This is a genomic window from Sulfitobacter sp. PR48 (assembly GCF_028807335.1).
GTDB lineage: Bacteria > Pseudomonadota > Alphaproteobacteria > Rhodobacterales > Rhodobacteraceae > Sulfitobacter.
In genome coordinates, this window is record NZ_JARAMM010000008.1 from 1 (window position 1) to 14,932 (window position 14,932).

Genomic DNA, 14,932 nt, shown 5'->3' on the forward strand with positions numbered 1-14,932 from the left:
CCGGGCTGACACCCGGGCCAAGGCTTGTGGCTGGCGTCGTGGAAGAACGATTTCGTTGTTTCGGGGGGAGCGGGTGCAGGAACGTGCGTTTTCAGCAGCCTCACGCCCCGATGTGGATCGGGGCGCTTTGGTGTTTCGTCAGGCGCGGGTCTTAGCGCGCCGACCTTGAACTTGTGACACGAATACCCTGCCGCGCCTGCGGCGCTCTCGGGACATCCGTGCCACTGGATGGTACAGTTTAAAGGCCGGACGCTTTACGCGCCCGACCTTTAACTTGCGACACGAATACCCTGTCGCGCCTGCGGCGCTCTCGGGACATCCGTGCCACAGGATGGTACGGGTTAAAGGCCGGACGCTTTAGTGCGCGGTGGCGCTGTCGCCGGAGCCTTTTTGCGAGGCCAGGCTGGCCGCAGCGGCGGCGTCCTCGGCCTCCTGATCCCATTCGATGGGTTCAGGAACCGACACCAGCGCGTGTTTCAGAACCTCCGAAACGTGGCTGACGGGGATGATGGTCAGCCCCTCTTTGACGTTGTCGGGGATCTCCGGCAGATCCTTCTCGTTCTCCTCGGGGATCAGCACCGTGGTGATACCGCCCCGCAGGGCCGCGAGCAGTTTCTCCTTCAACCCGCCGATGGCAGAGGCATTGCCGCGCAGCGTGACCTCGCCGGTCATGGCGATGTCCTTGCGCACCGGGATCTGCGTCAGCACCGAAACGATGGCCGTGACCATGGCCAGACCGGCGCTCGGCCCGTCCTTGGGCGTGGCCCCGTCCGGCACGTGAACGTGGATGTCCAGCGTGTCGAAGCGCGGCGGCTTGACCCCGATCTTCGGACTGATCGACCGCACATAGCTGGAGGCCGCGTCGATGGATTCCTTCATCACATCGCCCAGCTTCCCGGTGGTCTTCATCCGCCCCTTGCCCGGCAGGCGCAGCGCTTCGATCTGAAGCAATTCGCCGCCGACAGAGGTATAGGCAAGGCCGGTCACCACGCCGATCTGGTCTTCCTTCTCGGCCAGGCCATAGCGGTGTTTGCGCACGCCCAGGAATTCCTCAAGGTTGTCGCCGGTCACGGTGATGCTCTCGGCCTCCTTGCGGATGATCTTGGTCAGCGACTTGCGCGCCACCTTGGCGATCTCCCGCTCCAGGTTCCGCACGCCCGCCTCACGGGTGTAATAGCGGATCATGCCGGTCAAGGCACTGTCTTCAATCGAGAATTCCTTGGCCTTGAGGCCGTGGTTCTTGATCTGCTTGGCCACCAGATGCTGTTTGGCAATCTCGCGCTTCTCGTCCTCGGTGTAGCCGGACAGCGGAATGATCTCCATCCGGTCCAGCAGCGGCCCCGGCATGTTGTAGCTGTTCGATGTGGTCAGGAACATCACGTTGCTGAGGTCATATTCGACCTCCAGATAGTGATCCACGAAGGTGGAGTTCTGTTCCGGATCCAGCACCTCAAGCATGGCCGACGCCGGATCACCCCGGAAATCCTGCCCCATCTTGTCGATTTCATCGAGCAGGATCAGCGGGTTGGTGGTTTTCGCCTTTTTCAGCGCCTGGATGATCTTGCCGGGCATGGAGCCGATATAGGTCCGGCGGTGGCCACGGATCTCGCTCTCGTCACGCACGCCGCCAAGGGAGATGCGGATGAACTCGCGCCCGGTGGCCTTGGCCACGCTCTTGCCCAGCGAGGTCTTGCCCACGCCCGGAGGGCCGACAAGGCACATGATCGGGCCTTTCAGCTTGCTGGAGCGCTGCTGCACGGCCAGATATTCAACGATCCGTTCCTTGACCTTCTCAAGGCCGTAGTGGTCGTCGTCCAGCACCTTCTGCGCCTTGCCAAGGTCCTTTTTCACGCGGCTTTTCACGCCCCATGGAATGGACAGCATCCAGTCGAGGTAATTGCGCACCACGGTTGCCTCGGCGGACATCGGGCTCATGTTCTTGAGCTTCTTGATCTCGGCCTCGGCCTTTTCGCGGGCTTCCTTGCTCAGCTTGGTGTCGGCAATCTTGGCTTCCAGCTCGGCAACTTCGTTCTTGCCGTCCTCGCCATCGCCCAGCTCCTGCTGGATCGCCTTCATCTGTTCGTTCAGATAATATTCACGCTGGGTCCGCTCCATCTGCGACTTCACGCGGGTCTTGATCTTTTTCTCGACCTGCAGAACCGACATTTCGCCCTGCATCAGCCCATAGACCTTTTCCAGCCGTTCGGAGACCGAGAGCGTTTCAAGCAGGTCCTGCTTCTGCTCCACTTCGATGCCCAGATGGCCCGCAACCAGATCGGCCAGCCGCGCAGGCTCTGCCGACTCGCCCACGGCGGTCAGCGCCTCGTCCGGCACGTTCTTCTTGACCTTGGCATAACGTTCGAATTCATCGGCCACGGTCTTGATCAGCGCCTGCGTGGTCGCGGCATCGCCCGGCATCTCTGTCAGATACTCGGCACGGGCTTCAAAGAAGTTCTCGTTTTCGAGGTATTCGGTGATGCGCACCCGCGCCTGACCTTCGACCAGCACCTTGACGGTGCCATCGGGCAGTTTCAGCAGCTGCAGCACATTGGCCAGCACACCCGCCTTGAAAATACCGGTGCTCTCGGGATCGTCCTCGCCCGGGTCAACCTGGCTCGACAGCAGAATCTGCTTGTCGTCGGACATCACTTCTTCCAGGGCGCGCACGGATTTCTCGCGACCGACAAACAGCGGCACGATCATATGTGGGAACACCACGATGTCGCGCAGCGGCAATACCGGGTAAGAAGCGTTCAATGGCTCTAACATGCTCTTTTCCTTTACTAGCAAGACGAAAAGGTCCCTGATTAGGCAACCGCCTCCGTCTCCTGACATGGGGTGGATATGGAGATCTGCCCCGCCTGTTTCAATCCCTTCCGCGGGCTTTGCGTCATCATCGCCTGCCTGTCCGGTCATGGCAACCGGGGTTTTTACAGGAATGTAACGCAAAATGAACGAAAGGCCCTGCCCGCGCAACATATGTCGCGCTGCGCGGGCATCATAACGCATCTGACCGCGCGTTGCGCCGCGCGGTCAGGCATCGTCACTCCGCCGCTTGCGCGACCGCTGCGGGATAGTCGGTATACCCTTCGCGACCGCCGCCGTAATAGGTGCTCTGATCACCCTCTGCGAGGGGCAGATCGCGCTCGTAACGTGCCACCAGATCGGGGTTGGCAATGAACGGACGGCCAATGGCGATGAAATCCGCATGACCCTCTGCGACGGCTTTCAGCGCCATCTCCCGGTCATAGCCGTTGTTGGCCATATAGGGCCCCTCGAACAGCTTGCGCAGCCTGTCGATGCTCTGCCCCTCCTGCAAGGCGCGGGATCCGCCGGTGGCGCCCTCGACCAGGTGCAGATAGGCCAGACCAAAGCGGTTCAGCGCCTTGATCACATATTCGAAGGTTTCCTGCGGATTGTCGTCGCTGATCCCGTTGGCCGGAGAGAACGGCGACAGGCGCAGGCCCACACGGTCCCCGCCCCAGACCCTGGTGACGGCCTCCATCACCTCAAGCAGCAGCCGGGCGCGGTTTTCCACCGACCCGCCATAGGCGTCGTCGCGGTGGTTGCTGCCGGTCTTCAGGAACTGGTCCAGCAGATAGCCGTTGGCGCCATGCACCTCGACCCCGTCAAAACCCGCCTCAAGGGCCATGGCCGCCGCATGGGCGTAATCGGCGACGATCCGTGGCATTTCCGCAAGCTCCAGCGCGCGCGGGTCAGAGGTGTTTTCAAACCCTTTCGCGGTAAAGGTCTTGCTGCCCGCATTCAGCGCCGAGGGGGCAACCGGCGGCTGGCCGTCGGGTTGCAGCGAGGTATGGCTGATGCGCCCGACGTGCCAGAGCTGCACGACGATCTTGCCGCCTGCTTCGTGCACCGCATCCGTTACCCGACGCCAGGCAGCAGCCTGACCGGGGGTGTGGATGCCGGGGGTCTGCAGGTAACCCTTGCCCTCGGGGCTGATCTGGGTCGCCTCGGTGATGATGATGCCGGCACCGGCGCGCTGGCGGTAGTAATCGACATGCATGTCACCGACCTCGCCGGTGACATTGTCGGCGCGGTTGCGGGTCAGCGGTGCCATCGCGATCCGGTTACCGGCCTCGATGGCCCCGGCCTTCGCGGGGGTGAAAAGCGGTTGTGTCATTGTGGGAGTCCTTGATGAAGGTGGTGTCGGAAATGACAGCTAATGCACCCCTGCGCCGCTGCAAGACCTTGAAATTTCCGCGCCGCGATCACAAGACGCGCAGCATGAAACATGAAGAAAGTCGCGTAGTCCTTTGTATTAAAACTACAATTCATGAATTAAACCGCTTACCGCCCCATGAAACGGTTTGACATGGCCCCGGCCATCACACCCCCACACGTCCGCCGCATATCGCCCGTCCCCTTCAAAGCGGGTCGATATCGCCCTGCGCACGGGTGGCATGGAAATCCGCCTGCCAGGCCGCGAAAGTGCCCGCCGCGATGGCGCCGCGCATTCCCGCCATGATGTCCTGAAAATAATGCAGGTTGTGCCAGGTCAGCAGCATCGAGCTGATGATCTCCTGACTGCGGAAAACGTGATGCAGATAGGCCCGCGAATAGGTGCTGCAGGCCGGACAGTTGCAGTTCTCGTCCAGCGGGCGCGGATCATCCGCGTGGCGCGCGTTCTTGATGTTCAGCACACCGAGCCGGGTAAACACCTGCCCGGTGCGCCCCGACCGCGACGGCAGCACGCAATCCATCATGTCGATGCCCCGCGCCACCGCCCCCACGATGTCATCGGGCTTGCCCACGCCCATCAGGTAACGCGGCTTGTCCTCGGGCAGCTGGTCCGGCGCGTAATCCAGACAATCGAACATCGCCGCCTGCCCCTCGCCCACCGCCAGGCCACCCACCGCATAGCCGTCAAAGCCGATCTCGCGCAGCGCCTCGGCGCTCTGCTGGCGCAGATCGCGTTCCAGCCCGCCTTGCTGGATGCCAAAGAGCGCGTGACCGGGGCGGTCGCCAAAGGCCTCCTTCGACCGCTTCGCCCACCGCATGGACAGTTCCATGCTTTCCGCGATCCGGTCCCGTGACGCGGGCAGCGCCGGGCATTCGTCGAAACACATCACGATGTCGGAGCCCAGCAGCGCCTGGATCTCCATCGAGCGTTCCGGCGTGATCTCGTGGCGCGACCCGTCGATGTGGCTCTTGAAGGTCACCCCGCGCTCGGTCAGCTTGCGCAGCTCGGCAAGGCTCATCACCTGAAAACCGCCTGAATCCGTCAGGATCGGCCCCGACCAGTTCATGAACTTGTGCAGCCCGCCCAGCCGCGCCACCCGCTCCGCCGTGGGGCGCAGCATCAGATGGTAGGTATTGCCCAGCAGGATGTCGGCCCCGGTGGCGGCCACGCTTTCGGGCATCATCGCCTTGACCGTGGCGGCCGTGCCCACCGGCATGAATGCGGGCGTGCGGATGTCGCCCCGCGTGGTGCGGATCACCCCGGTGCGCGCCTTGCCATCGCTGGCCTTTATGTCAAAGCTGACCTGGCTCATCTGCCGTCTCCCTGCAATCTCAGCAGGCGGATACCCCCTTGCGGTGAAACTTGCAATTCGCCCGAAAAATGCTCAGATGAAACATCACGCGCCCTTACAAGGATTGATCCTTTGGACATCGAGAACCTGATCGTCGGATTGCTGGAAAACAACCTGGCATATCTGTTGCTGGCCGCACTTGTCGTCATCGTCATCTTCAAGGCGGTCAAGATCGTGCCCCAGTCCGAACAGCATGTGGTCGAACGCTTTGGCCGCTTGCGCAAGGTGATGGGACCGGGGATCAACCTGATCGTGCCCTTCATCGACCGGATCGCGCACCGGGTGTCGATCCTCGAACGCCAGCTGCCCACCGCCAGCCAGGATGCGATCACCCGCGACAACGTGCTGACGCAGGTGGATACCTCTGTCTTCTACCGCATCACCGAACCGGAAAAGACCGTCTACCGCATCCGCGACGTGGACAGCGCGATTTCCACCACGGTTGCGGGGATCGTCCGGGCCGAGATCGGCAAGATGGATCTGGACGAGGTGCAGGCAAACCGTTCCTCGCTGATCACCACCATCAAGGCCAATGTCGAGGACGCCGTGGACAACTGGGGGATCGAGGTGACGCGGGCCGAGATTCTGGATGTGAACCTCGATACCGCCACCCGCGCCGCGATGATGCAGCAGCTCAATGCCGAACGCGCCCGCCGCGCTCAGGTGACCGAGGCCGAGGGCAAGAAACGCGCCGTTGAACTGGCCGCCGACGCCGAGCTTTATGCCTCGGAACAGACCGCCAAGGCGCGCCGCGTGCTGGCCGAGGCCGAAGCCTATGCCACCCAGGTCGTGGCCCAGGCGATCAACGAAAACGGGCTGGAAGCCGCGCAATACCAGATTGCCCTGAAACAGGTGGAAGCGCTGAACGGCATGGGCTCGGGCGAAGGCAACCAGACCATCATCGTCCCGGCAGAGGCGCTGGCCGCCTTTGGCGATGCCTTCAAACTGCTGAAAGGGCGCGGCTGATGGAGGCCTATCTGACACTCTGGTGGGTCTGGATCTGCATCGCGCTGGCGCTTGGCGTGCTTGAACTGCTGGCACCGGGCTTCATCTTTCTGGGCTTTGCCCTGGGGGCGCTGGCGATGGCGGGCCTTGTGCTGATCCTGCCCGCCATCGGCATTCCTGCCCTGCTCGCGCTCTTTGCCATCCTGTCGCTTGTGGGCTGGATCATCCTGCGCTTTGCATTCCGCCACCAGTCCAGCGGTGCGCGGATCGTCACCCACGACATCAACGACAACTGAAGCAGGACTTGACCAAAGGCAGGGCGGGCTAGTTTCCTGTCGATGCATCAGGTCGTTCTGAAACCCTTCCTGCGGACCCTCGCCGCCGCCCTGGCGGCCTGTCTGATCTGGCTGGCCCCTGCCGCCACCGCGCAGGAGCCGTGGTTCGAGCAGGACAGCCTGAACGCCGGCATGGCGGCACCCCCCGCCACGCTGGACCGCGCCACGCCGATGGCCGCGATGGAAACTTTCCTCTACCTCGCGGAACACGGCCATTTCAGTGTCGCCGCACATCTGTTGGATCTGTCGGACGTGGCACCGGCCGATCAGCAAACCATCGGCACCGAACGCGCGCGGATGCTGTCGGTGATCCTGGAACGCAAGGTGGTGATCCCCTGGTCCTCGCTCGAAGACCGGCCGGACGGCTGGCTCTCCGGCAATTCAGAGGACAATGACACCGGCCGGGAACGCCGCTCCATCCTGATCGACCGGATGGAACGCGGCGGCCATCTGGTGCCCTTGCGGCTGAACCGGATCAAGGCGGCAGACACCAAGGAACCCGTCTGGGTGTTCTCGCGGCAAAGCGTGGACAACATCCCCGCACTCTACGCGCTTTATGGGCCGACCGATCTGGAACTGGCTCTGCCGGAATGGCTGCGCACACCCGCCTTCTGGGGCATGTTCCTCTGGGAGGTGCTGTTCCTGCCGCTGGTGGCGCTGGCCGCGCTGATCGTGGCTGCCCTGGCCTTCCGGATTCTGCGCAGACTGGGCGAAACCGCCCGGCGGCGCGGTGCCCGGTTCCTCGCGCGCTCGCTGAAATGGCCCGCGGCCATCACCATCTTTGCCGCCATCATCGGCACCGCAACCAGCCGGGTGCTGGTGGTGACGGGCATCATCGACGCGGTGGTCTCGCCGCTGGTGCTGATCTCTTACGTGGTGGCGATCACCCTGGCGGTGGTGCTGGTGATCGACGAGGTTTTCGACCGCATCAGCGTCTCCACCGCGACCGAGCTGGCGGACCCGCAGAATGCCCATCTGCGCGCCGTGGCCACAACCATTTCCGCCGCGCGCAAATTTGTCATCGTCATCGCGACCCTCGCCGCCTCGGGCGTCGTGCTCAGCTCCATCACCGCCTATGGCACCCTTGGCATCTCGTTGCTGGCCTCTGCCGGGGCGCTGACCATCGTGCTGGGCTTTGCCGCCCGCGAAGTGCTCGGCAATATCCTGGCCTCGGTGCAGATCGCGCTCAACCGCTCGGCGCGGATCGGTGACCAGCTGATGTTCAAAGGGCATTTCTGCACGGTGGAGCGGATTGATTTCACCTATGTCCAGCTGATGATCTGGAACGGCACCCGGCTGATCGTGCCGGTCAGCACCTTTGTGTCGGACCCCTTCGAGAACTGGTCGATCGAAGAGCCCGAAATGGTCCGCCCCATCGAACTGACCCTGGCCCATGGTGCCGATGTTGAGCGCCTGCGGCAGGTGTTCCTCGATCTGCTGAGCTACGAAGACCCTTCCGATGTCTCCCCGATGGAGCGCGCCAGGGTCAATGTGACCGGACAGGACGCCATCGGGATCAAGGTCCGCTTCGAATTGCCGACCGCGAATCCGGCCACTTTCTGGGATGTGGAGTGCCGCCTGCGCGAAGCTCTGCTGGCCGAGGCCGCGCGCATCGAACGCGAGACCGGCGCGCGGATTTTTCCGATCCTGCCGCCGGACGTAACACCAGCTTGAAGCCCGCCGGGCAAGCCGCTAGGCAGGCCGCGCAGCAGCAGGAGAAACGCCGTGAACGAACTGAATTTCGGATGGGAGGAATGGGTCTCCCTGCCCGATCTGGGCCTGCCCGCCATCAAGGCCAAGGTCGACACCGGCGCGCGCACCTCTGCGCTGCATGCCCATGACATCGAAACCTTCGGCTCTGCCGCGAAACCCAAGGTCCGTTTCAACGTGCATCCGATTCCAGGGCGCGAGGACATCTCCATCACCTGCTCTGCCCCGCTGATCGACCGGCGCGAGGTCACCTCCTCGAACGGCGAAAGCGAACAGCGGCTGGTCATCGCCTCCACGCTTGAGGTCGGCGGCCAGAGCTGGCCCATCGAAATCACCCTGACCAACCGGGCGGGCTTGACCAGCCGCATGTTGCTGGGCCGTCAGGCGCTGGGGGATCATATCATCATTTCCCCCACGGAGCGGCGGCTGCAGCCCGACCTCAGCTATGATGTTTATCATTCCGCAAAGGTGCGCCATGCCGCCCCCGTCCGCGCCCTGCGCATCGCGGTGCTCAGCCGCGAAGACAATTATTCCACCCGCCGTCTGGTCGAGGCCGGCGAGGCGCGCGGCCATACCGTGGAGGTCATCGACACCACCCGCTGCTACATGGCGATCAATTCTCTGGCGCCCGAAGTGCATTATGACGGCAAACGCCTGCCCCGTTATGACGCGGTGATCCCGCGCATCGGGGCTTCCGTCACACCCTATGGCTGCGCCGTGATCCGGCAGTTCGAAACCATCGGCACCTATTGCGTGAACGGCTCGGCAGGCATCCTTGCCAGCCGCGACAAGCTGCACGCCCATCAGGTGCTGGCGGGCAAGAAGATCGGCATGCCCACCACCGCCTTTGCCGCATCGCCCAAGGACACCTCCAACCTGATGGCGCTGGTCGGCTCCGCGCCGCTGATCGTGAAACTGCTGGAATCGACGCAAGGAAAAGGCGTGGTGCTGGCCGAAACCAAAAAGGCCGCCGAATCCGTGATCGACGCCTTCCGGGGCCTCAAGGCGAACTTTCTGGTGCAGAATTTCGTGAAAGAGGCGGCAGGCGAAGACATCCGCTGTCTGGTGGTCGCGGGCAAGGTTGTCGCGGCGATGAAACGCACCGGGGCGGAGGGCGATTTCCGGTCCAATCTGCACCGCGGCGGCTCGGCCAAGGTCGTGCGCATCTCGAAAGAGGAACGCGACACCGCCGTCCGCGCCGCCCGCGCCTTTGGCCTGGGCAAGGCAGGCGTGGACCTGCTGCGCTCCGAAAGCGGGCCAAAGGTGCTGGAAGTCAATTCCTCCCCCGGTTTCGAAGGCATCGAAAAGGCCACCGGCAAGGACATCGTCGGCAAGGTCTACGACGAGATCGAAGCAAGGGTGAAACCGCAGCCAGTGCGCCGACGCAAGGCGTGATCGGGGGAACGGCCCGGAGCGGGCATGCGCACCAGGCGCAGCCAATGGCAGCGATGGGGCCAAAGTGACATGAGGCGTCGGCCGGGTATCGCCCGACCTGGAGGGCGTTCCAAACCTATGAGTGGTAGAGAACATCTCAGCCCGCAGGCCGGTCATGGCTTGGCGGAGGCTGCAAAATCGCCCTCCGGGGGGAGGTCGGGCGATGCCCGGCTGACGCCGGGCGGGGGCGCTTGGGGCTATGCACCGCGCCAATGGCACGGCGGCAAAGCCCCCATACCAGACCTCTGCGCAAACCACAGCGAACGTCCGCAACCCCGCCCCCCCCCTGCTGCACCACCTCCCCCCACTGGACGCCGCGCCATGCTATCCCTATATAAACAGTCAGGAACCAGATCAGAGGCCGACATGACCGACAACACCCAACCGCTCGAAGGCACACCGCTGATTGCGCCCTCCAGCACCGATCACCCGCTCTACGATCAGGTGGTCGAGGCCTGTCGCACAGTCTATGACCCTGAAATCCCGGTGAATATCTATGAACTGGGCCTGATCTACACCATCGACATCGACACCGAAAACGCGGTGGACATCAAGATGTCGCTGACCGCCCCCGGCTGCCCTGTGGCCGGTGAGATGCCCGGCTGGGTCGCGGATGCGATCGAACCGCTGCCCGGTGTCAAACAGGTCAATGTTGAACTGGTCTGGGAGCCGCCCTGGGGCATGGACATGATGTCGGACGAGGCGCGGCTCGAACTGGGCTTCATGTGACACAAAGAAACTGGCAGGTGTCGTGAAACCGTCACCCGCCTGTCACAGAGGCTTCGTCATACCGTTACAGGCTGCCGTCAGAAGGGACGCGACGACACCCTGAATTTACGGAGCTTCCATGCGCAGTCTCGCAGCCCTCGCGGCCCTTTCCCTCATCCCGCTCGCAGCCCAGGCCGAAGACCACCTGGCCGCCAATGGCTACGGCTATGGTCCCCGCCCGGCCTTCCTGGTCTCCCGGCTTGCCGATGGCGATCTCAAGTCCCGGCTGACCGCCTGCCTGGGCCAGCAGGCCGAACCGACGCTGTTCTCCATCGGCCACCGGGGCGCGCCGATGATGTTTCCCGAACATACCATAGAATCCAATGTCGCCGCCGCCGGCATGGGTGCCGGCATCCTGGAATGCGACGTGACCTTCACCGCCGATCACGAGCTGGTCTGCCGTCACGCGCAGAACGACCTGCATACCACCACGAACATCCTGACCACCGATCTTGCGGCCAAATGCACCACCGGTTTCACCCCCGCCACGGCGGACACGCCGGCCAATGCCGAATGCCGCACCTCCGATCTGACACTGGCGGAATTCCGCAGCCTTGCCCCCAAGATGGACAGCGCCGACAAATCCGCCACCACGGCCGAAGCCTATCAGGGCGGTATCGCGGGCTGGCGCACGGATCTCTATTCCGCTGGCGCCCGGACCATGACCCATGCCGAATCGATTGCGCTTTTCGCCTCGCTGGGTGCCCGCTTCACGCCGGAACTGAAATCTCCCGCCGTCGAAATGCCGCATGAGGGTTTCACCCAGGCGGATTACGCGCAGAAGATGATCGACGAATACAAGGCCGCCGGCATCCCGGCCTCCGATGTCTGGGCGCAGTCGTTCAACCTGGATGACGTGATGTACTGGATCGAAAACGAACCCGAATTCGGCGCACAGGCGGTCTATCTCGTGGAATGGTCCGAAGGCTTCGACGAACAGAACCCCGAGACCTGGGCTCAGGATTTTGCCGCGCTCAAGGCCGCGGGTGTCAATTACATCGGTGCCTCGCTGAACATGCTGCTGACAAACGCGGATGGCACGCTGGCGGCCTCCGATTATGCAAAGGCCGCGCGGGACGCCGGGATCACCCTGATCGCCTGGACCCTGGAACGCTCCGGGCCGCTGGCATCGGGCGGCGGCTGGTACTTCCAGTCGGTGAACGACATCATCACCGATGACAGCGATTACCTCGTCGCGCTCGACGTGCTTGCACAGGATGTAAAGGTCGCGGGCGTCTTCTCTGACTGGCCTGCCACCGTAACCTTCTACGCCAACTGCATGGGTCTGTAACGCCCCACCCCGTCCCCAAGGGACCCGCGCAGCAGGCCGCCTCCATCCCCCCCGGAGGCGGCCATTTTGCTGCAGCGCGCACCGTTTTCCCGCAGACCGCTTGAGAATGCCGCGCAAGGCTCCTATCTTTGTCCCAACAGGAGAAAACACCCATGTTCGGCATTCCCGGAAAACAAGCTGTCACCATGACGCCCAGGGCGTCCGCCCAGATTTCCAAGCTGATGGCATCGGCAGGCCACGCGGGCCTGCGCATCGGCATCAAGAAGGGCGGCTGCGCGGGCATGGAATATACCATGGAATACGTCGATTCCCCCGACCCAAATGACGAGGTCGTGGAACAGGACGGTGCGCGGGTGATGATCGCGCCGATGGCGCAGATGTTCCTGTTCGGCACGGAAATCGACTATGAAACCACCCTGCTGGAAAGCGGGTTCAGGTTTTCCAACCCGAATGTGACCGAAGCCTGCGGCTGTGGCGAATCCATCAAGTTCGACGAAGCGCTCGGCGCGAAGTGAGCCTGGGCGCCGCGGATATTGACTTTGCCCGCGATCTGTTTTCGGAGATTCCAGACCTGGCCACCCGCCGCATGTTCGGCGGGCTGGGGATTTACTGCGGCGATACGATCTTTGCCCTGATGCTGTCGGACGGCCGTCTGATGCTCAAGACCCAGGGCGGTTTCGCACAGCGGCTGGCGGGGGACGGGGCCGAACAATGGACCTATACCCGCAAGAACGGTGCCAGTGCCGCCATGCCCTATTGGACCCTGCCCGAGGCCGCGATGGAAGATCCCGAACAGGCGCTGGCCCTCGCCCGCGACGCGATCGACGCGCTGCGTTAGGGGATACGTTTCAAAGCGCGAGAGTGTCTGCATGCGAACTTTGCAACCGTTCGCCACAATGCCCGGGTGCCCCGCGTCCGGGCCGCCCCCGACCCGCCCCGTCACGCCAGAGGCGTGCCTGATCGTTTCGGCGCACCTCTGGTGCGACGGGCGGGCGCGACTGCGTCGCCCCCGGTGATCAGGCCTTGGCCAGGTGCAGGTAGGTCTCGTTATAGCGTTTCGCCAGATGGTCTCCTGCGCTGATCACCTGATCCGACCCCGGTGGCGCCACATTGGTTTCCCGCGCGGGGTTGAAGAACAGCGGCACCGAGATGCGCTCGGCGGTGCTGCCGATGACCCGGTGCGGCGTCGCGATCACCTTGCCATCGCTCCAGAATTGCAACATCTCGCCGAAGTTGATCGCGAAAGCCCCCGGCGCCGCCGTGACCGGTATCCAGCCGCCGCCGCGTTTGCGCACCTCCAGCCCCGGTGTACCGTCGGTGGCCAGCAGCGTCAGGCAGCCGTAATCGGTATGGGTCGCGATGCCGAAATCCCTGGCCCCGGCCGATGCGGGCCTTTCGGGATAGTAATTGCCGCGCAGCAGCGCCATCGGCGCGTCAAAGGCCGCATCAAAGGCGTCGCGCCGCTGTCCGATGGCCTCCGCCACGCCGCGCAGCACTTCCAGACCCACGGCACAGGCATCCGTGTAGTAGCTCTCAATCGTCTGGCGAAAACCGGCGGGTGTGCCGGGCCAGATATTGGGCGCATAAAAGGGGTCCGCAAGGCGCGGATCACCCTCTGGCAGTGTCACGCCGCAATCAAAGACCTGTTTGTAATCCGGGTTGGCGTCCGGATCGACCTGTTCCGCACCGGACCGGCCCCAGCCCCGGTTCGACCCGGTGGTGGCCATGTCGGTCGCGGCTTTTTCCGCCTCCGGCAGTTTGAAGAAGGCGCGGTAGGTTTCGATCACCTGCGCGACCCGCTCGGGCGGCAATGCGGTGTTGTACACGGTGGCAAAGCCCACATCCGTGGCGGCGACCCGCATGGCATCAAGGGCGGCCGGGTCGCTGGTGCGCAGGGCCTGAAGGTCGATGCGGGGAATCAGCCCCGATGTCTCGCTGTGCTCATTCATGGGGCAAGCCTAGGTCGTGCTGACGCCATCGGCAAAGCCTTTCGTTGCCGCCCCGGGTGCCGGCTGGTAAGTCTGTTCGAAAATCAGGAGAATTTCATGCGCCCCAAGATCGCCGCCGGTAACTGGAAGATGAACGGCACGCAATCCGCCCTCGACGAACTCGATGCTCTGGCCGCGATGCTGCCCGGCGGCGACACCCGCGTGGTGATCTGCCCGCCTGCCCCATTGCTGATCCCTGCCGTGGCGCGGGCAAAGGGCATCGCCATCGGCGCGCAGGATTGCCATGCGGCGGAAAAGGGCGCGCATACCGGCGATATTTCCGCCGCGATGGTGGCGGACAGCGGTGCGGCCTATGTGATCCTTGGCCATTCCGAACGCCGGGCCGACCATGGCGAAAGCGACGCGGATGTCAGCGCAAAGATGCAGGCCGCCTGGGCTGCGGGGCTGACCGCGATCCTCTGCCTGGGCGAAAGCGAAGCGAACCGCGAGGCGGGGCGCACGCTGGAGGTGATCGGCGCGCAGCTGGCAGGCTCCCTGCCCGATGATGCCGGTGCTGAAAATACCGTTGTGGCCTATGAGCCGATCTGGGCCATCGGCACCGGCAAGGTGCCCACCCTGGAGCAGATCGTCGAGGTTCATGATTTCCTGCGCGCCGAGCTGACCGCGCGCTTTGGTGCGGACAGGGGCAATGCGATTGCGCTGCTCTATGGCGGGTCGGTCAAGGCCGCGAATGCCGCCACCATCTTTGAGGCGGAAAATGTCGATGGGGCGCTGGTCGGCGGGGCCAGCCTGAAGGCCAGTGATTTCGCCCCCATCGTGGCGGCGCTGGCGGCATCCTGAGCTTCCTGCTGCATGGGCCGTTCGACAGGCGCTTACAGCCCCCGCAAAAAAGGGTTCCCCGCGGGGAACCCAAATACTTGTTAACAGACATCTTGTTTGGTTAGCGCT

The 14,932-nt window shown here is 63.6% G+C and carries 14 protein-coding genes; 10 read left to right on the forward strand and 4 right to left on the reverse strand.

Going from position 1 to position 14,932, the window contains the following annotated elements:
* Positions 1-357: 357 nt before the first annotated feature.
* Positions 358-2,769, reverse strand: a complete 2,412-nt coding sequence (gene lon, locus PVW51_RS11810; RefSeq protein ID WP_274575227.1) for an endopeptidase La — start codon at positions 2,767-2,769, stop codon at positions 358-360.
* A 274-nt stretch (positions 2,770-3,043) separates the two neighbouring features.
* Entirely contained in the window at positions 3,044-4,141 is a 1,098-nt protein-coding gene (locus PVW51_RS11815; RefSeq protein ID WP_274575228.1) for an alkene reductase, read from the reverse strand.
* A gap of 14 nt (positions 4,142-4,155) precedes the next feature.
* Between PVW51_RS11815 and PVW51_RS11820 the strand changes: the two genes are divergently transcribed.
* On the forward strand, positions 4,156-4,332 hold the full coding sequence (locus PVW51_RS11820) for a hypothetical protein (protein WP_274575229.1): 177 nt from the start codon (positions 4,156-4,158) through the stop codon (positions 4,330-4,332).
* 53 nt (positions 4,333-4,385) lie between these two features.
* On the opposite strand, the gene tgt is transcribed toward PVW51_RS11820, so the two are convergent.
* On the reverse strand, positions 4,386-5,513 hold the full coding sequence (gene tgt, locus PVW51_RS11825) for a tRNA guanosine(34) transglycosylase Tgt (protein ID WP_274575230.1): 1,128 nt from the start codon (positions 5,511-5,513) through the stop codon (positions 4,386-4,388).
* 117 nt (positions 5,514-5,630) lie between these two features.
* Between tgt and PVW51_RS11830 the strand changes: the two genes are divergently transcribed.
* From PVW51_RS11830 to PVW51_RS11865, 8 genes are all read left to right on the forward strand, one after another.
* Positions 5,631-6,518, forward strand: a complete 888-nt coding sequence (locus tag PVW51_RS11830) for an SPFH domain-containing protein (protein WP_443069640.1) — start codon at positions 5,631-5,633, stop codon at positions 6,516-6,518.
* Positions 6,518-6,793 carry an NfeD family protein gene (locus PVW51_RS11835; RefSeq protein ID WP_274575232.1) on the forward strand — a complete coding sequence of 92 codons (276 nt, stop codon included), beginning with the start codon at positions 6,518-6,520 and terminating at the stop codon, positions 6,791-6,793. Before PVW51_RS11830 ends, PVW51_RS11835 begins: the two co-directional genes overlap by 1 nt.
* Positions 6,794-6,835: 42 nt before the next feature.
* Positions 6,836-8,506, forward strand: a complete 1,671-nt coding sequence (locus PVW51_RS11840; RefSeq protein ID WP_274575233.1) for a mechanosensitive ion channel family protein — start codon at positions 6,836-6,838, stop codon at positions 8,504-8,506.
* Between the two features lie 51 nt (positions 8,507-8,557).
* Positions 8,558-9,937 (forward strand): 30S ribosomal protein S6--L-glutamate ligase, encoded by a 1,380-nt coding sequence (gene rimK, locus PVW51_RS11845; RefSeq protein WP_269367716.1) that lies wholly within the window; start codon positions 8,558-8,560, stop codon positions 9,935-9,937.
* Between the two features lie 405 nt (positions 9,938-10,342).
* On the forward strand, positions 10,343-10,705 hold the full coding sequence (locus PVW51_RS11850) for an SUF system Fe-S cluster assembly protein (protein ID WP_114275625.1): 363 nt from the start codon (positions 10,343-10,345) through the stop codon (positions 10,703-10,705).
* A 118-nt stretch (positions 10,706-10,823) separates the two neighbouring features.
* Entirely contained in the window at positions 10,824-12,035 is a 1,212-nt protein-coding gene (locus PVW51_RS11855) for a glycerophosphodiester phosphodiesterase family protein (RefSeq protein ID WP_274575234.1), read from the forward strand.
* Positions 12,036-12,187: 152 nt separating this feature from the next.
* Positions 12,188-12,550, forward strand: a complete 363-nt coding sequence (locus PVW51_RS11860) for a HesB/IscA family protein (RefSeq protein WP_269367714.1) — start codon at positions 12,188-12,190, stop codon at positions 12,548-12,550.
* The gene (locus PVW51_RS11865) at positions 12,547-12,873 is read left to right on the forward strand and encodes a TfoX/Sxy family protein (protein ID WP_274575235.1); all 327 of its coding nucleotides are present in this window, start codon (positions 12,547-12,549) and stop codon (positions 12,871-12,873) included. Before PVW51_RS11860 ends, PVW51_RS11865 begins: the two co-directional genes overlap by 4 nt.
* Before the next feature lie 178 nt (positions 12,874-13,051).
* On the opposite strand, the gene PVW51_RS11870 is transcribed toward PVW51_RS11865, so the two are convergent.
* Positions 13,052-13,984 (reverse strand): isopenicillin N synthase family dioxygenase, encoded by a 933-nt coding sequence (locus PVW51_RS11870; protein ID WP_274575236.1) that lies wholly within the window; start codon positions 13,982-13,984, stop codon positions 13,052-13,054.
* Between the two features lie 96 nt (positions 13,985-14,080).
* Between PVW51_RS11870 and tpiA the strand changes: the two genes are divergently transcribed.
* The gene (gene tpiA, locus PVW51_RS11875; protein ID WP_274575237.1) at positions 14,081-14,824 is read left to right on the forward strand and encodes a triose-phosphate isomerase; all 744 of its coding nucleotides are present in this window, start codon (positions 14,081-14,083) and stop codon (positions 14,822-14,824) included.
* The last annotated feature ends 108 nt before the right edge of the window (positions 14,825-14,932 follow it).